The organism is Bradyrhizobium macuxiense (assembly GCF_007993935.1).
Lineage (GTDB): Bacteria > Pseudomonadota > Alphaproteobacteria > Rhizobiales > Xanthobacteraceae > Bradyrhizobium > Bradyrhizobium macuxiense_A.
Genome location: NZ_VITY01000002.1, coordinates 517,802 through 535,355 on the forward strand (window position 1 = coordinate 517,802; position 17,554 = coordinate 535,355).

The 17,554-nt window shown below is 65.3% G+C and carries 12 protein-coding genes; 2 read left to right on the forward strand and 10 right to left on the reverse strand.

What is annotated here, in order from left to right; translation table 11 throughout:
* Positions 1-128 precede the first annotated feature (128 nt).
* Together FBZ93_RS06545 and FBZ93_RS06550 are read right to left on the reverse strand one after the other, a co-directional pair.
* On the reverse strand, positions 129-1,514 hold the full coding sequence (locus tag FBZ93_RS06545) for a cytochrome P450 (RefSeq protein WP_146985119.1): 1,386 nt from the start codon (positions 1,512-1,514) through the stop codon (positions 129-131).
* Positions 1,515-1,909: 395 nt separating this feature from the next.
* Positions 1,910-3,082, reverse strand: coding sequence for a fumarylacetoacetate hydrolase family protein (locus FBZ93_RS06550; RefSeq protein ID WP_146985120.1), 1,173 nt, complete (start codon positions 3,080-3,082; stop codon positions 1,910-1,912).
* A gap of 246 nt (positions 3,083-3,328) precedes the next feature.
* Here FBZ93_RS06550 and ppk2 point away from each other — a divergent pair, with 246 nt between their 5' ends.
* On the forward strand, positions 3,329-4,189 hold the full coding sequence (ppk2, locus tag FBZ93_RS06555; protein ID WP_146985371.1) for a polyphosphate kinase 2: 861 nt from the start codon (positions 3,329-3,331) through the stop codon (positions 4,187-4,189).
* 331 nt (positions 4,190-4,520) lie between these two features.
* Positions 4,521-5,399, forward strand: a complete 879-nt coding sequence (locus tag FBZ93_RS06560; RefSeq protein ID WP_146985121.1) for a transporter substrate-binding domain-containing protein — start codon at positions 4,521-4,523, stop codon at positions 5,397-5,399.
* Between the two features lie 58 nt (positions 5,400-5,457).
* On the opposite strand, the gene FBZ93_RS06565 is transcribed toward FBZ93_RS06560, so the two are convergent.
* From FBZ93_RS06565 to FBZ93_RS06600, 8 genes are all read right to left on the reverse strand, one after another.
* A complete protein-coding gene (locus FBZ93_RS06565) occupies positions 5,458-6,126 on the reverse strand; it encodes an amino acid ABC transporter permease (protein ID WP_146985122.1) in 669 nt (222 codons plus the stop codon).
* A gap of 73 nt (positions 6,127-6,199) precedes the next feature.
* Positions 6,200-7,459 carry an NAD(P)/FAD-dependent oxidoreductase gene (locus FBZ93_RS06570; RefSeq protein ID WP_146985123.1) on the reverse strand — a complete coding sequence of 420 codons (1,260 nt, stop codon included), beginning with the start codon at positions 7,457-7,459 and terminating at the stop codon, positions 6,200-6,202.
* Between the two features lie 4 nt (positions 7,460-7,463).
* Positions 7,464-8,222, reverse strand: coding sequence for an SDR family NAD(P)-dependent oxidoreductase (locus tag FBZ93_RS06575; protein ID WP_146985124.1), 759 nt, complete (start codon positions 8,220-8,222; stop codon positions 7,464-7,466).
* A 182-nt stretch (positions 8,223-8,404) separates the two neighbouring features.
* The gene (locus tag FBZ93_RS06580; protein ID WP_146985125.1) at positions 8,405-9,487 is read right to left on the reverse strand and encodes a zinc-binding dehydrogenase; all 1,083 of its coding nucleotides are present in this window, start codon (positions 9,485-9,487) and stop codon (positions 8,405-8,407) included.
* Between the two features lie 120 nt (positions 9,488-9,607).
* Positions 9,608-13,384, reverse strand: a complete 3,777-nt coding sequence (locus FBZ93_RS06585; RefSeq protein WP_246667381.1) for an autotransporter domain-containing protein — start codon at positions 13,382-13,384, stop codon at positions 9,608-9,610.
* Positions 13,385-13,653: 269 nt separating this feature from the next.
* Positions 13,654-14,607 carry a DMT family transporter gene (locus FBZ93_RS06590; protein ID WP_167528941.1) on the reverse strand — a complete coding sequence of 318 codons (954 nt, stop codon included), beginning with the start codon at positions 14,605-14,607 and terminating at the stop codon, positions 13,654-13,656.
* Positions 14,608-14,885: 278 nt separating this feature from the next.
* A complete protein-coding gene (locus tag FBZ93_RS06595) occupies positions 14,886-15,725 on the reverse strand; it encodes an aldo/keto reductase (protein WP_146985127.1) in 840 nt (279 codons plus the stop codon).
* Positions 15,726-15,958: 233 nt separating this feature from the next.
* Positions 15,959-17,443: an aldehyde dehydrogenase family protein gene (locus tag FBZ93_RS06600; protein WP_167528942.1), complete on the reverse strand. Its 1,485-nt coding sequence runs from the start codon at positions 17,441-17,443 to the stop codon at positions 15,959-15,961.
* Positions 17,444-17,554: the final 111 nt, after the last annotated feature.

A 17,554-nucleotide genomic window follows, 5' to 3' on the forward strand; every position in this document is an offset into this window, starting at 1 on the left:
GTAGCGCGCGCAAGTTGCGACGTACGATCTATCTTCCGCTCAGGTTTCTGAACATGTTCGACAACGCCACCCGCTCCGGACACCAGCACATCCGCGCGCGGGTGCGGACTCGAATGGCGCAGTGCCCGCTACTGCGCGGATCTCCGGCTGATCGCCATCGGCAGCCCGTGCGCCGGACGCAGCGTGATGCGCTGGAGCGGTTGCACGTCTGCATGCGGCAGCAACCTCATCTCGAAATCGCGCATCAGAACAGCAAGCACGATGGTGGCTTCCTGCAAGGCAAACGACGCACCGATGCAGGTCCGCGGCCCGACCCCGAATGGCAGATAGGCGAACCGCGGAATTGCGCCGCGCACCTCGGGCAGGAAGCGCGAGGGGTCGAACGCATCGGGGCGGCTCCATAGCCCGCGATGCCGATGCAGGACGTAGGGCGCGATCACGATCAGGGAGCCCGCGCCGACGGCCAGATCGCCCAGCCTGTCGGCCTTGAGCGCGGTCCGGCTGAGTGCGGCGATTGGAGGATAAAGACGCAGCGCCTCCTCGATCACCGCCTTCGTCACGATCAGCCGCTCGGCGAGATCATCGTCCGGATTGCTCAGTTCCCGCTCGGCCTCCGCCACGACGCGCGAGCGCCATTCAGGCGACTGCGACAGAAGGAAGATCGACCAGGCGAGCGTGTTTGCCGTCGTCTCGTGTCCCGCGGAAAGGAAGGTGAGGATGTTGGAGCGAATCTCGCTCAAGCTGAGTTGTCGTCCGGTCGAGGGATCCGGTGAACGCAACAACAAGGTCAGCAGATCGGCCGGGCCGTCGACCGGGACCGCGCGTCCTCGACATCTGGTGCCGACAATCCGGTCGATCACGGTCTCGAAGTAGGCCATCGTCGCACGCAGGCGGCGATGACCCGGGCGTGGCACGAATTTGGGCACGCCGAGCAGGTCGAGCGCACCGATGCGGCCGATCACGCTGAAATAGGCATTCATCGCCATCCGGAATTCGTCGAGATCGCCGCCGATGCCGTCAGAGAAAATCGTCAGCGCGAGCACGTTCAGCGTGACCAGCGTCATCTCGGCGGCAACATCGAGCGTGGCACTGGATCCCATCGTGGCCCATTTCGCCGACAGCTCGTTGGCGGCAACCAGCATCGGCATCGTGAAGGAGGTGACGGTACGGCGCGCGAAGATCGGAGCGAGTGTTCGCCGCTGCACGTCCCAACGCTCGCCGTCGACGCTCAGCAGACCATCGGCCAGTCCGGACGAGAGGATGCGGCGCTGGATCGTGTCCTTGGGATAATTCCTCCAATTGTCCATCAGCACACGCTTGATGGCGTGCGGGTCATGAACCACGAATACGTCGGTGAATGGCAGGCGGAGCTTGACGGTAGGCTGCTGAAAGAAATCCGCGCTCCAGCACTCAAGCGGATTCCGCCTGAGCCTGATCAGCAGTTCGAGAAATCCCAGCCGGCTAGGCGGAGGATGCGGTACGGGCGGACAATACTCCATTGCGCGGCGCAGCATGGGCCACCGTGTTCAGGTCTGCCCGCGGACGATAACAGGAAAACGTGGCTATGGGTTCCTAAGGCAGGCCCGCGCACAAGAAAACCTGTCCGCGAGCCGATAGATCGTGGGGTGGATTAGCGAAGCATGCCCCACCAATCTCTTGTCGCGCGATTGAATGATCTGCCGCGCTGACGTGAGGTAACCACTGGCGAAAGGGTTCCCTCAGGGTTAGGGAGAGGGGTGCCACACGACGCGCTCTCTCAAGCCGCGTTGGCAACGCGCGATCGATATCGCGCAATCTCATTCACCATCTCGCCCGGGGCTTACCCCTCTCCCCGCCCTCCCCCGCAAGGGGGGAGGGAGCCTGACCGGTGTGCTCACCTCACGGTGGATCGTCGTCCCTATCCTCCGCGTCACAGCACCTTGCGCTGCGCGAGATTCTTCATCAACGCACCGACGCCGAACGTCCAGGGCTCGCATTCGTCGCTGCCCCGCATCCGGTTGACCAGCTTGCCGAGCTGGGGGGCTGCGATGGTGACGATGTCGTCGCGCTTGTGGGTGAAGCCCTCGCCCTTGGCGTCGCGGTCCTTCACCGGTGCGAACATCGTGCCGAGGAACAGCGCAAAGCCGTCGGGATATTGATGCACGGGGCCGATGGTTTGCGCGACGAGATCGGTCGGGTCGCGGCTGATCTTGGAGATCGAGGAGTGGCCCTCGAGCACGAAGCCATCTTTGCCCGTCACGGTCAGGCCGACATCCATCTTCCTGACGTCGTCAAGCGAGAAGGTCTGATCGAACAGCCGGAGCAGCGGGCCGATCGCGCAGGAGGCGTTGTTGTCCTTGGCCTTCGACAGCAGCAGCGCCGAGCGGCCCTCGAAGTCGCGCAGATTGACGTCGTTGCCGAGCGCGGCGCCGACGATTTTGCCGGCGCCTGAGACGACGAGCACGACCTCCGGCTCCGGATTATTCCAGGTCGACTTCGGATGCAGCCCGGCATCCATGCCCGACCCGACCGACGACAGCGTCGGCGCCTTGGTGAACACTTCGGCGTCCGGACCGATGCCGACCTCCAGATACTGGCTCCAGGCGTTCTGATCGATCAGCACCTGCTTCAATCGCATCGCCTGCTCGGAGCCCGGCTTCAGCTTGGAGAGATCGTCGCCGACCAGCCGTACCACCTCCTTGCGGATTGCCTCCGCCGAGGACGGGTTGCCGCGCGCCCGCTCCTCGATCACCCGCTCCAGCATCGAGATCGCGAAGGTGACGCCGGCGGCCTTCAGCACCTGCAGGTCGACCGGCGCGAGCAGATGTGGCCTCGCCTTGTCGCGGCCGTCAGGCGGCGTGTTGGCGAGGATCGTCTCGAAATCGCCGATCCGCTCGCCGCGCGTGGCGCGCAATGCGCCGGCAGGATCGGCTTCCTCGCATAGCGCGCTCACGGTGGGGAAACGCGCCGTGACGTCGAACACGCCGTCAGCCCGCACCGCGACCACGGCCGGTCCACCCGCCTGCGGCAGCCAGACCCGTCCGACCAGCGTGCCGGCGGTGCCGTCCTCCGGCAGGACGTCTTTTGGCGTGAGCGAAATCATCGGCATCTCCCATTTTCGTGTTGTTGGCGCTTGTTAGCACAGCCGTGGCGCCGGCGTGAAACAGCGGTCATGGCATTGTCATAGAGGGGTAACATCGCCCGTCAATGCTCCCGTCGATCCATCTAACACACTGAAAGACGGACCTTCATGACCGCTCCCCACCTCACCGACGAAGCCTCCCACGAGGAAGCTTTGCGCGACGAAGCCGCCCGTGAGGAAGCTTTGCGCGCCCGCATCCACCAGGAGATGGCCGACAGCCTCGACGAGGAACTCGAGCTCGAGCTCGACGACATCAGGCTCGACGAACTCGAGCACGATGGGGTCGGAAAGCCGTCGATCGACCGCAAGTTCTACTTCCGCGAATTGCTGCGGCTGCAGGGCGAGCTGGTCAAGCTGCAGGACTGGGTGCAGCACGAGAAGAAGAAGGTCGTGGTGCTGTTCGAGGGCCGCGATTCCGCCGGCAAGGGCGGCGTCATCAAGCGCATCACCCAGCGGCTCAACCCGCGGGTCTGCCGCATCGCGGCGCTGCCGGCGCCGAACGAGCGCGAGCGCACGCAATGGTACTTCCAGCGCTACGTCTCGCATCTGCCGGCCGGCGGCGAGATCGTGCTGTTCGACCGCAGCTGGTACAACCGTGCCGGCGTCGAGAAGGTGATGGGGTTCTGCACCGACGAGCAGTATGAGGAGTTCTTCAACTCGGTGCCGGAATTCGAGCGCATGCTGATCCGCTCCGGCACCATCCTGCTGAAATACTGGTTCTCGATCACCGACGAGGAACAGGCGTTCCGCTTCTCGATGCGGATCCAGGATCCGCTGAAGCAGTGGAAGCTGAGCCCGATGGACGTCGAGGCGCGGACCCGCTGGGAGCTCTACACCAAGGCCAAGGAAACGATGCTGGAGCGCACCCATCTGGCGGACTCACCGTGGTGGATCGTCGATGCCGTCGACAAGAAGCGTGCCCGGCTCAACTGCATCTCGCATCTCTTGAGCCAGATCCCCTATCAGCACGTCACGCACCAACCGGTGGTGCTGCCGCCGCGGGCGCGCAACCCCGACTATCACCGCGGCCCGATCCCGCCGGAGATGTACGTGCCGGGACGGTATTGATCCGGTCGTTTCCCCTCTCCCCGTTCTTGCGGGGGGAGGCTCGCCGCACATTTTCGGAATAATAGAATAATGCCTCTGATTTGCCCGACATGTCAAGTTGCCGTGTCGACTGCCGGCACGCGGCCGGCTGCTTTGCATGGGGTTGTTTTCGAGTTTTTTGACGGTGCGCCCCGGCGAAGGCAGGCGATGTGCGATAGCCAGGCCGCAAGCGGGGCGAGGTGAAGAGATGGACATCTCCGCTTCGCCACGCCTACCAATGGCGCAGGCGCGCGCCCTTGCTGGCACAGGAACCCGACGCTAGGCTTCGGCGATCTGGTGCAGGGAGGCCCGCTTGACTCAATCCGACGACATCAAAATTTCCGAAGATCGCCGCGACGCGCTGCGCTATGCGCTGGCGATCGGCAGCGGCGCGGCGCTCGCGGCCGCGATGGCCACACCGGCCGCGGCCCAGACGCAGGCCGACAACACGCTGGATCGCATCCGCGCCAACAAGGTGCTGCGGATCGCGGTGCTGCCGGGCGAGCTGCCCTATTTCAACAAGGACCTCGCCACCGGCACCTGGTCCGGCTTCTCGATCGAGATGGCCAACGATCTGGCGAAACTGCTCGACGTCAAGCTGGAATATGTCGAATCGACCTACGGCAATTCGATTCTGGATCTGCAGGCCAACAAGATCGACCTCGGCTTCGCGCTCAACCCGACCCCGCAGCGCGCGCTGGTGGTGGATTTCACCAACCTCGTGTTCCCGCATCCGTTCGGCGCGATGCTGAAGAAGGGGCTCGAGGCCAAGACCTGGGCCGACATCAACAAGCCCGAGGTCAAGATCGCGGTCGACGTCGGCTCGGCCAACGAGGCCGTGGCGCGGCGCTTCGCGCCGAATGCCACCATCAAGTCGCTGAAGTCGCGCGACGAGGTGATGCTGGAAATGTCGTCGGGCCGCGTCGATTGCGTGGTCAACGCACTGGTGCTCGGGCTGACCGCGATCGCCAAGAACCCGAATCTCGGCACCTACAAGATCTTGGCCTCGCCCTCGGTGACGATCGCGAGCGGCACCGCGGTGCGGCGCGAACAGGACAAGCGCTGGCGCGATTTCCTCTCGGTGTGGATCGACTACAACCGCGGCATCGGCCAGATGCGCGAATGGTTCGTCAAGGGCCTCGGGCTTGCCGGCGTCAAGCCCGAGGACGTGCCGGTGGAGCTGAATATCTGAGGGGACAAAGTCGTCTCTAACCTCTCCCCGCCCTTTGCGGGGAGAGGGAGAAGACAGATCACACCTTGTCGTAAGTCAGTCCGCGCTCCAGCCGGCGGGCCACCAGCGTCGACGGGAACAGGATCGCAAAATAGATCAGCGCGACGATGGTGTAGACCTCGAGCGGCCGATAGGTGTCGGCGTTGATCAAGGTCGCGTTGTAGACGAGGTCGGGCACCGCGATGATCGAAACCAGCGAGGTGTTCTTCAGCTGGGTCACCGACTGGTTGACATAGGGCGCCATCATCGGCTTCAGCGCCTGCGGCAGGATCACGAGCCGCATCAGGCGCCAGCCGCGGAAGCCGAGCGCCTTCGCCGCATCCCACTGCCCGACCGGCACGCTCTCGATCGAGCCGCGCACGATCTCCGCATAGAACGCGCCGCCATAGAGCGACAGCACGCTGACCGCTGCGACATGCGCCGGGATGTTGACGCCGATCACCACCGGAAAGGCGTAGTAGAACCAGATGATCTGCACCAGCAGCGGCGTGCAGCGGAAGGTTTCGATATAGGCGATCAGGAGCCAGTCGATCACCGGAATGCGCCGCAGGCGCAGCATGCCGACGATCAGGCCGATCAGCATGCCCAGGATGATGGTTCCGATGGTGTAGGCGATGGTCCAGCCGAGCCCGAGCCAGAACAGGTGGCTGTACTTGGCGAGGATCCCGAAATCCCAGACGTAGTTCATCCTGCCCCTCGGTTGCCGCGCGTTCCCCTCCGCCTGGCTTGCGGCCCCAGCATCGCAGGCGGCCTCGCGCGAGTCACGCGATATACCGGCCGGGTGAAAATGCCGTCACGTCGAACGGCGGCGCGTCGCCCGCGATCATCGCCGCGATCGCGGCACCGGTTCCGGGGCCGGTGGTGAAACCGATATGCTGGTTGCCGAAGGCGAGCCAGAGACCGCGATGCCGCGGCGCTCCACCGATCATCGGCAGGCTGTCGGGCAGCGTCGGCCGCGCGCCGCGCCAGCGCTCGCCGATCGCATCGCCGAATTCGACCACGCTGCGCGCCATCGGCACCACGGCCTCGAGCTGCGAAAAATCCGACGGCGCGTCGCGCGCGGTGAGCTCGACGCCGCTGGTGACGCGAATCCCCTGCTCCATCGGCGTCATCAGGAAGCTGCCCTCCGCATCATGGATCGGCCGCAGCAATTTGCGTGCCGGGTTCGGCACGAAATGCTGGTGATAGCCGCGCTCGAATGCCAGCGGCACCCGATAGCCGAGCGGTCGCAGCAGCTCGGCTGACCAAGGTCCGAGCGCGACCACGACATGGCGCGCGGCGATCTCGCCGCTAGCAAGCTGCACCCGCCAACCGTCGCCCTGCGGCGCGATCCGCCGGATCTCGGATTGCCGCACCGTGCCGCCGCCAGAGGCAAGCAACTGCGCATAGGCCTTCACCACCTCGCCCGGTGAATCGACCGATGCCGTCTGGGTGTGCAGCAGGCCGACACTATAGGCAGGGATGATGTTGGGCTCGAGCGCCGAGATTGCCTGGCGATCGAGCACCTCACTTTTGATGCCGAACTCGGCAAGCGCGGCCTGCTCGGCCTCGACGGCCGCGAGCCCGTCGCCGCGCCAGGCCTTCAGCCAGCCGGTCTCGCGGATGCGATGGCCGGCGCCGGCCTGCACGATCCAGTCGCGATGCAGCGTCAGCGACGTTCCGATCAGGTCGTGCAGCGCGGCGGCGCGCGGCTTGGTCTGAGACGGTATTGCGGCGGCGAGGAAGCGGATCACCCAGCCGGCATTGCCGAGCGCCCAGGGAAGATTCCAGCGCAGCGCCGGATGCCTGTTGGTGAGATATTTCGGCAGGTTCTTCAGCAGCGACGGCGTGTTGAGCGGCAGGATCGAGCCGGACGAGATGATGCCGGCATTGCCGTAGGAGGTTTCGCTGCCGGGCTCGCGGCGGTCGACGATGACGACCGAGAGCCCGAGCCGCCGTGCGGCAAGGCCTGCCGAGACGCCGACCATGCCGGCGCCGAGCACGGCGACATCGACCTGCTGTGCTGGCGCGCCCTCGCTCATGCCGTCACATCAAGGTCAGGCCGCCATCGACCGGCAGCGTCGCACCAGTGACGTGGCCCGCGTCCGGCGACAGCAGGAACGCGACGACGGCGGCGACCTCGTCGGGCTCGGCCAGCCGCTGCATCGGATTGGCTTTCGCCACCCGCTCCCAGGTCGCGATATCGAGCGCGCCGAACAGGCCGGGATCCTTGCGGGTATAGCCGGGCATCACGACATTTGAGGTGGCACCTGATGCGGCGAGCTCGATCGCCAGCGACTTCACCAGCACTTCGAGCGCGGCCTTCGCGGCGGCCGATCCCGGATAGGTCGCACCCGGCACGAAGCGATGCGGCCCGAAGCTGGAGACCGCAACGACGCGACCTTGCGCGCCGCGCGTGAGATCAGGCAGCGCGGCCGCCGTGATTTCATGGAATGCCGCCGCCATCACCGCAAAAGCGCGCTCCAGCGCCGCGCGCGGCAGGCTGGCGAATTCGCGCCGGTCGGCAAAGCCCGCCGCGTGCACGATGGTATCGATCGGCCCGAACGCGGCACGCGTTGCTGCGACCAGCGACGAACCCGCGCCGGCAGCGGCGAGATCGCCGGTAGAAACCGCGACCTTGGCGCCCTTGTTGCGGCATTCCTCGGCAACCGCATTCAGCCGCTCGAGGCCGGCGGCGTCGGTGCCCTGGCCATGCAGCATCAGGGATTGATCGGGGCCAGCGAGCCGGCGCGCGACCGCGGCGCCAATGCCGGAGCCGCCTCCCGTGATGATTGAAACGCGCATCGGGTGGGTGCTGTCAGTACTCTCGAGGACAGCGAACTATAGGTTCGGTGCCACGAAATGCAAATTGCGCGCCGCGAGCACCGATCCGTAGGGTGGGTTAGCCGGAGGCGTAACCCACCTCTTCTCGCACCGCGCGATAGTCGGTGGGTTACGCTTCGCTAACCCACCCTACAAGACCGAACTCAGCGCCACGGCTCGACCAGGATCTTGGTGTGCGCCTCCGGATTGGCGAGATCGGCAAACGCCTGCGCGACGCCGTCGATGCCGACGCGGCCGGTGACCAGCGAGGCGGCATCGACCTGGCCTTCGGCGATCAGGCGCAGCGAATAGGCGAACTCCTCCGGCGTGTAGCCGAGCACGTACTGGACGTTGAGCTCCTTGATGATGCCGAGCATCGGCTCTGACTTGTCGGTCTCCATGCAGACGCCGACCACGACGACACGCGCGCTGCGCGGCGCGCCCTCGAACACCTGCTGCAACACGCCGGGCACGCCGACGCATTCGAAGATCAGCGCGGGCTTCAGCGGCGGCAGCAGCGCCTGCATCGGCGGCCGCGCCGCCTTCTCCGCTTCGGACATCTGGGCATGCTCGGCCCAGCTCGCATAGGGCTGCGTCTTCGCGGGATCGACCACGACATCGGCGCCCATCTTCTCGGCAAGCAGCCGCCGCGCCGGCGAATAATCCGCGGCAACGATCGGGCCGAGCCCCCTGATCTTGAGCGCCGCGATCACCGCAAGACCCACCGGCCCGCAGCCGATCACCAGCGGCACCTCACCGCCCTGGATGTTGGCCATCGCCACTGCATGCACGCCGACCGCAAGCGGCTCGGTGAGCGCGGCGTGCTCGGCGGCAAGGCCGTTCGGCACTTCGAGCAGCAGCGGCTCGCTGAGCAGCATCTGCTCGGCATAGGCGCCAGCATAATCGTTGGAATAGCCGATGCCCTTGGGGCCCTCCGGCGTCAGCAGCGCCGGCAGCGAGCACACACGCGTGCCGGGCTTCAGCTTGCGCGTGGTGTTCGGGCCGTAATCGAGGACTTCGCAGCAAAACTCGTGGCCGAACACGACGTCGCGCGACAGATCCATCGGCGTGCGGCCGGGCAGAAACTTGCTCAGCTCCACCATTCGGTGGGCGTGCTTGCGCGCGTGCAGATCGGAACCGCAGATGCCGCAGGCGAGCGACTTGACCAGCACCTGGCCGGCGCCAGGCTTCGGTTCCGGCATCTGGTCGACGACAATCTCGCCGTTTCTGAAGATCGCTGCGCGCATGGTCCCTCCCGCGTGGGTTTTGTCCCACTCATTCTGATGGGTATTTCGTACCGCGAAATACGCTGTCGCGGATCAAGTCCGCGTCAGACTTTCACTTGTAGGACGCTATAGCACGGAGGGTCACCACGTATAGCGCATAACGCCCTTGCCGGCGTAGGACTGCGTCACGCCGGAGAATTCGCCCTCGAAGGTCGCGGCCGCCGACCAGCCGTTCCGCCACTTCATCTCGAGCGAGGCCGTGGTCAGCGCGGAGTCGCTGGCCTGTGCCGCGCCGTTGACCACGAAGGCCGCGCCGGGCAATGCCTGGAACACAGCACCAACATTGCGGTTCGGGTTGAAGTCATGTGCCCAGGCGACGCGGCCACGCAGCGTCAGGATGCCGCCATCGACCGCGAACGACTTGTCGGTGCGCAGCCCGAGCTCGCTCCTGACGTCGGTGACGCTCTTCGCCGCATAGTTCAGTGCGAAGGCTCCGCCGCCGGCGACCACGCTTTCGGCATAGGCCGGCAGCTCGAAGCTGGCGAACTGCGCGGCAGCGTAAGGCGTCAGCCCGATCCACGGCGTGGCGTAGCGATAGCCGCCCTCGAGCCGGCCCGACCACGCATTGGCATTGAAGTTGGCGCGGAGACGATCGACGCCCGCGGCGGTGACGATGCGGTCGGTGGTGATGTCCTGCGAGCCATAAGCGAGCGCTGCGCTCAGATACGCCGCGCCAATAGTGTGGCGCACGAAGGCGCCAGCCTGGAACAGGTCGGAGCGGCCCCAGCCGAGCCCGTTGACGCTGAAGCTGGTGCCGCCGCCGGCCAGCGCAACGCCGGCAATGGTGTTCGGTGAGAAGCGGTAGTCGGCGCCGACCGCCGTGCCATAGACGCTGCTGCTGCTGTTGTTCGAGCCCAGCGCCGCATTGCCGCCGGTGGTCTGCGAGCCGCCATAGCCTGCCGCCCAGACGCTCCATCGCTGCGCGAAATCGAGTTGCTGCGGCGGCACCTTGGTATAGATCGCAGCGAGCGCGTCGTGCGGCTCGGACTTGCGCGCCGCATAGGCGAGCGAGGCGCTCTCCTCGGCGAACGGCACAGCGCCCGCGCCATCACTGACACCGCCATCGCGTCCGGCCACGAACGGATCGGTCAACAGCCCGATGAACTGAATCATCGCGTTGAACGTCGCCTGCTGCGATCCGGTCGCGCCCTCGCCCGACACCTGCGTCAGGCCATTGGGCGAGAGCCCCGCGTAGGCCGCGTTGATGCCGCCATTGGCATTGAAGAAATTCTGCAAGGTGGTGGCGACGTTGCTCTGATTGACGTTGAGCTTCGATTTCGCGGCGTAGTCGAGCGCGAAGTTGAGGTAGGCATGGTTGGCGTCGTAGCCGAGCGTCGCGACCAATCCCGACGGCAGCCCGGTCGAATCGACGCCGGCAAACGCGCCGCTGCGGCCGCCGGCCGTCGACAGGATGGTGTATTGCTTCATCACCGTGCTGCCGGCAGCGACGCTGACGCCGACCGAGCCGGCCAGCGTCGCGCCACCGGCCACCTTGGCCGATGTCGACGCGGTCGAATTGAGCCCGACGAGATACAGCGCACCGGACTGGAAGGCGAGATTGCCTGCCACGTTCAGGAACGAGCCCGGTGCAGCATTGCCCGGCAGCAGGATGCCGCCGCTTGCAATTGTCGTATTACCGACAGTGCCGCTCCCGGAGAGCGCACCGCCCGAATTCACCGTCACCGAGCTCGACGACACAATCGAGCCGTCGACCTGCAAGACGCCGCCATTGACGACGGTGCTGCCGGTATAGGTGTTGGCGCCCGACAGGATCAGCGTGCCGCTGCCGGTCTTTTCCAGATTGCCGGGCCCAGCCGGGCCGCAGCCGCAGGGATTGGAATCGGCGATGACGCCGCTGACATTGGTCGAGAGGTTATTGCCGCCGACGGCGAGCGTATTGCCGCCGCCGATATAGTAGGTGCCCGAGCCCGCGATCGAGCCCGCCGTGATGCGACCGTCACCGCCCGGTCCAAGGCTGCCGCCGAAATCCACGAAGCCCGTGCCGTTGGTGATGAACTGCGCGGCGCCGCCGGTCGAATTGCCTGCGAATCTGACGTTGGCGCCGCTCTCGGTGGTGATCGCGGCGTTGCCGGCCGTTGCGTAGGCGTCAAACGTCAGCGCGCCGCCTGAACGGTTGATGATCGTGGCGTTGCCCGCGGTCGGAGCTTCCGTCAAGCTGAAGCCCGACGTGCCGAAATAGGTAAGCCCGCTATTGTCGATCGTCGCGCTCGCCGCGGTGCTGTTCTGGAAGAAAGCGATATAGCCGGTCGCGGTCGTGGTGATCGTCGCCGACCCGGCCGACGAGAATTCGAAAAACTGTGTCGAGCCACCATTGTTGCCATTGGTGATGGTGGCCTGACCCGCATTGGTGTGGCCCAGGAACACAACGCCGCCGCCATCATGGTTGTCGAACACGGCCTTGCCGGCCGTGCTGGTGTCCAAGCCACCGGGAGGACCAAGCGCGTCGCCGAACACCACGGTGCCGCCGTTGGTGTTGGTGAAGGTGGCATTGCCGGCAGAACTGGTGTCGCGGAAGATGGTCAGGGCACCGTTGGTATTGCTCACGGTCGCGTTGCCCGCGGTGCTGCTGTCGCGAAACTCCGTGACGCCGGAATTCACGTTGACGATCGTCGCCGTCGACGCCGTCGTGGAATTGTAGAACGTCGTGGTGGCGATCCCGCTGAAGCCATCGTTGACGATCTTCGTGATGCCCGCCGTGTTGGCATTGACGATGTCGAACTTGCCGTCGACATTGACCTGGCCGACGATCGAGGCGGTGTGCGTCGCATCACCAAGCTGCAACGTCGCGCAATCGCAGATCGTGGTGCCGCCGGTATAGGTGTTGGCGCCTGTCAGCACCACGCGGCCGAGGCCACCAGAATTATCCAGCACCGTCAGCTTGCCGGGGCCGTTGCCGTCGGTGATGTTGCCGGCGATCGTGAGCGTCGTGCCGTTGGCGTCGATCGAGCTGCCGATCGCCGAGGCGTTGACCTTGAAATTGTTGCCAAAGGTCAGGTTGCTCAGGCCGTCGGCCTGGAACGAGGCATTGTCGAGCGTGACCGTGCCCGATCCGACAGACTTGTTGTTGCCGGCGACAACGGTCGTATCGACCACCAGCGTTCCGCCGCTATAGGTGTTGACGCCGGACAGTTGGACGTTCGAGGTCCCCGACGCGGACGAGTCGATCAGGCGCAGGACACCAGCGCCGGCGCCGTCGGCGATCACGCCCTGAAGATTGACCTGAGCACCGTTCGCATCGACAGTGCCGCCGGCCGCGTTGACCGCGATGGTGTTGGAGAAGGCGACGCTCGAAACCGTCGGCGACTGCATCTGAAAGGTGCCGCCGTTGAGCATGATGGTGCCGGTGCCGACCGAATTCGCATTCGTCACCTGCACTGTGCCCGCCGAGATCAAGGTGCCGCCGGTGTAGCCGTTGGTGCCCGCGAGCACCAGCGTGCTGTTGCCGAGCTGCTGCACCATCACTCCCGGCGCAAAGGCGTCGTTGATGTTGGCGTTGATGGTGATGGTCTGGTCGCTGTTGGCCCGATTGATCAGGCCGCCGGTTGGCCCGGCCAGGGCGAAGCCGACCGGATTGCCGCCGACCGTGTATGACTGCGAATTGGCCGTGAAGGTCCAGGAGTCCGGAAGCATCGGCCCGGCGCCGACAGTGACCGTCGCAGATCCCGTCGAGCCGAAGATCGCCGACTGCGTGGGGAAGATCGGCGGCGCGCCGGGCGACGTGGTCGACCAATTGGTCGAGAGTTGATAGTCGGCCGTGGCGGTCGAGCTGCCGGTGCCGCCCCACGTGAAGCTTTGAGCCTGTGCCGAACCGAACGGCAATGCGATTGCACTGCTCAAGGCGCAGAGCAAGAGCGCTATCACGCCTCCCCGCGGCCAACATCCAAATGAAAAAAACGACGAACCAAAATGCACTTGCACTGCCCCCAAAACGCTCTGCGGCGTTCTTGGGTTCAGGTTAGCATGCGGCGAACGCGCGGTTGCTGATTGTCTCCGAAATCCGTCGTTTCAGCATCAGCGGCTCAAAGTTTTCGGGCGATCTGTTGTACCCGCGCAACGATTAGAGTGTGCGCCTTCGCAACCAGCGCACGATCCTCGCCCCGCCGCCGTCAGGCGTTCGGCGAGGGCTCGCCGGCCGCGGTCAGCAACTGCGACCGTCTGACGCGCTCGCGATGCGCGGTGTAGAGGCCGGAGGCGACGATGAAGCCGGCGCCGAGGATGGTCCAATGGTCGGGCACTTCACCGAAGATCAGGAAGCCGAGGATGCTGACCCAGAGCAGCTGCGTGTAGGAGAACGGCGCGAGCACCGACGCATCGCCGTAGCGGAACGCGAGCACCACGATCCATTGTCCGACGGTGGACGCAACACCAATCAGGATGCCGAACATGATGTCGTGCCAGCTCGGCGTGACCCAGACGAACGGCACCAGCGCGCTGACGATGGCGACGCCGACAATGGACGAATAGGTCATCACCGTGATTGGTCGTTCGCTGCCGCTCATCATGCGCGTCAGGATCAACGTGCCGGCCCAGGCCAGCGCGGAGACGATCGGGAAGACCGCGGCGGGATGGAAGGCGCTGGTGCCCGGTCGCAGGATGATGAACACGCCGGCGAGGCCAACCGCGGTCGCGATCCAGCGCCGCATGCCGACCCTCTCGCCGAGGAACGCGATCGACAGCGCGGTGACGAACAGCGGCGAGACGAAGCTGGTGGCCGAGGCCTCGGCGATCGGCAAAAAGCCGAGCCCCGTGATGAAGATCAGCGACGAGCCGAGCAGCGCGGCGCCGCGCAGCACATGCAGGCCGGGACGGCTGCTGCGCAGCGCGAACAGCGGCGAGCCGGGCAGCATCGCCGGCGTCATGATCAGCGCGAACACCAGGAAGCGGATCCAGGCGATCTCGATCGAAGGCAGCGAGGACGAGAGATATTTTGCGGTGACGTCCGATGTTCCCAGAAACACGGTCGACAGCAGGATCAGCGCGATGCCCTTGAACGGCCGGTCGGTGCGGGCCGGCGCTTTGCTCGCCAGGCTCGTCGTTGCGGGCGTCGTCTTAACGGGCAAAGAAAGGGGAACGCTGTCCAGCCTGGCGGCTACGGCGGCGGGGGGCGGTGTCACGGCAATCTCGATGAGCAAAATAAGGGGAATCTGCTGTTCGTACAGAACGCCAATTCCGCCGCGAGAACAATGCCCGAAAACGGGACTCCGATATGCGTCAGCGCGCGCGGCGGCCCGCCGCAGCCACAATGCGGCCGCAGCTGCAACAGTTTGTTAACATTTGTGTGGGGCGGAGCGTCTGACTCCCGCGAATTTCGCGGGACTGTGTTGTGTGATGTGGTTGTTCAGAGCATCGGCAGCGAGCGCGGCTTCGGCCCGCGCGCGAACGCTGCGTCGAGTGCGGCGAGTTCGTCGCCGCTGAGCCTGAGCATTCCCGCCGCTGCATTCTCCGTCGCGTGGTCCGCATTCGATGCCTTCGGAATTGTCAGCACCGACGGCAGCCGCGTGAGGAAGCTCAGCGCGACCTGGCGCGGCGTCGCCTTGTGCTTCTCCGCGATCGATTGCAGCACCGTGCCGGCCTTGCTCGACGGCGAGGGAAAATCATTGTGCCCGAACGGCGAGTAGGCAACCACGGCCACGCCGTGCTGCTCGCACCATGGAATCACGGCGTGCTCGATGGCGCGCTCCTGCAGATGGTAGAGCACCTGATTGCAGGCGATCTTGCCCTCGCCTGCGACGTCGAGCAGTTCGTCGAGATCCTCGGTGTCGAAATTGCTGACGCCCCAGGAGCGGATCTTGCCGGCGGCGATCAGATCGTCGAACGCCGCGACCGTCTCAGCCAGCGGATAGGTTCCGCGCCAATGCAGCAGGTAACAATCGAGGCGATCGGTCTTCAATCGCTTCAGCGAGCGCTCGCAGGCGGTGACGGTGCCGCGCCGCGAGGCGTTGCTCGGCAGGACTTTCGAGACCAGGAACAGCTCGTCGCGGCGGCCAACGATCGCATCGGCGATCACGAGCTCGGCGTCGCCATACATCTCGGCGGTATCGATATGCGTCATGCCGGCATCGATGCCGCGCTTCAGCGCAGCGACGGCCGCCTTGCGGTCACCGCGATCGAGATACCAGGTGCCCTGCCCGATCACCGAGACCTGCGGGCCGTTGTTGCCGATTTTTTTTGTCTGCACGATCGCCTCGTTCTGCGTGGTTGGTATCTCGCCCCACGAAGATAGAGGAAACAAGCAATCATGTCTCCACATCGTCGTCCCGGCGAAGGCCGGGACCCATAACCACAGAAGCAAGTTGCGAAGGTTGCTGCGGCCCCAGCGTGTCTAACAACGGGGATTCGGGGTTATGGGTCCCGGCTTTCGCCGGGACGACAGCTGTTTTTGTGGCGCGCGCTCGCGCCTCTCAACAGTCCTTAAACGTTGAGATTCATCCACACCGCCTTCGGCTCGGTAAAGTTGTCGAGCGCGGCAGTGCCGTGCTCGCGGCCGAGGCCGGAGTCGCGTTCGCCGCCCCATGGCAGCCGCACATCGGTGTAGCCATAGGTGTTGATCCACACCGTGCCGGCGCGGGTCTTCTTGGCAAAGCGCTGCACGCGGCCCATATCGGCGCTCCAGACGCCGGCGGCGAGGCTGTAAGCGGTGCCGTTGGCGATGCGCAGCGCATCGGCCTCATCCTTGAACTTGATCACGCTGACGACGGGACCGAAGATCTCCTCCTGCGAGATGCGCATCTCATGCGCGACATTGGCGAACACCGCGGGGCTGATGAAATAGCCGCGGTCGCCGACACGTGCGCCACCCGTGGCGAGCTGCGCGCCTTCGTTCTTGCCGATCTCGACATAGTCGAGGATCGAGCGCATCTGCTTTTCGGAGATGACCGGTCCGAGCGCGGTGGCACGATCCGCGGGATCGCCGATGCGCAGGCTTTCGGCGCGCGCAACCAGCCGCTCGACCACCTCGTCATAGGCGCTCTCCTGCACCAGCACGCGCGAGCCGGCAGAGCAGACCTGCCCGGCATTGAAGAAGATGCCGGCGGCGGCAGCCTTGGCGGCGGCTTCGAGATTGGCGTCGTCGAAGATCACATTTGCGGACTTGCCGCCGAGTTCGAGCGAGACGCGTTTGAAGTTGCCGGCGGCGCCCTTCATGATGCCGCGGCCGACGCCGGGCGAGCCGGTGAACGTCACCTTGTCGACATCAGGATGATTGACCAGCGCGTCGCCGACGATGCGGCCGGGCCCGGTCACGATGTTGAGCACGCCCTTCGGCAGGCCGGCCTCGAGCGCGAGCTCGCCGATCCGCAACGCCGACAGCGACGTCAACTCGGCCGGCTTCATGACCACTGTGCAGCCGCAGGCCAGCGCCGGCGCGAGCTTCCACATGCCGATCATCAGCGGGAAATTCCACGGTACGATCGCGGCAACCACGCCGACCGGCTCGCGCATCGTGTAGGTGAGCGCGTCGTCGCGCGTCGAGACCACGTCGCCGCTGATCTTGTCGGCCCAGCCGGCGTAATAGGTCAGCGTGTCGATGGCGGCGGGAAAATCCTGGCGCAGCACGCCTGCGATCGGCTTGCCGGCGTCGAGGCTCTCGAGCGCGACAATCTCGTCGGCATGCTGCTTCAACAGCTCGGCCCATTTCAGCAGGATGTGGCCGCGCTCGGCCGCGCGCATGCTGCGCCAGGGGCTCTCGAAGGCGCGGCGAGCGGCGGCGACCGCGCGGTCGACGTCGAGCTCATTGCCTTCGGCAACGGTTGCGATCACCTGCTCGGTGGCGGGATTGAGGGACTTGAAGGTCTTTCCGGACAGCGAGCGGACGCGGGCGCCGTCGATCAGCAGCAATTCGTCCCGGACGGTCGGGGCGCGGCGGGTGTCACGTTCATAGTCATATGCAACTGACATCATATTTCCTCCTGGTGTTGCCTTCAACCTAGGAGGCTTTGAAGCGCAGTAAATATGATATCTTGTGCCTATTGGCATGCCAGGATATGAAGTCAACTTCATAAATGGTGA

What these genes read in the sequence shown, in the direction of transcription:
- FBZ93_RS06575 (WP_146985124.1), bottom strand. Translation starts at nt 8,222, where the DNA reads ATGCGCGTTTCAATCATCACGGGAGGCGGCTCCGGCATTGGCGCCGCG.
- FBZ93_RS06545 (WP_146985119.1), bottom strand. Translation starts at nt 1,514, where the DNA reads ATGCTGCGCCGCGCAATGGAGTATTGTCCGCCCGTACCGCATCCTCCG.
- FBZ93_RS06580 (WP_146985125.1), bottom strand. Translation starts at nt 9,487, where the DNA reads ATGCGCGCAGCGATCTTCAGAAACGGCGAGATTGTCGTCGACCAGATG.
- FBZ93_RS06570 (WP_146985123.1), bottom strand. Translation starts at nt 7,459, where the DNA reads ATGAGCGAGGGCGCGCCAGCACAGCAGGTCGATGTCGCCGTGCTCGGC.
- ppk2 (WP_146985371.1), top strand. Translation starts at nt 3,329, where the DNA reads ATGGCCGACAGCCTCGACGAGGAACTCGAGCTCGAGCTCGACGACATC.
- FBZ93_RS06600 (WP_167528942.1), bottom strand. Translation starts at nt 17,443, where the DNA reads ATGTCAGTTGCATATGACTATGAACGTGACACCCGCCGCGCCCCGACC.
- FBZ93_RS06550 (WP_146985120.1), bottom strand. Translation starts at nt 3,082, where the DNA reads ATGATTTCGCTCACGCCAAAAGACGTCCTGCCGGAGGACGGCACCGCC.
- FBZ93_RS06565 (WP_146985122.1), bottom strand. Translation starts at nt 6,126, where the DNA reads ATGAACTACGTCTGGGATTTCGGGATCCTCGCCAAGTACAGCCACCTG.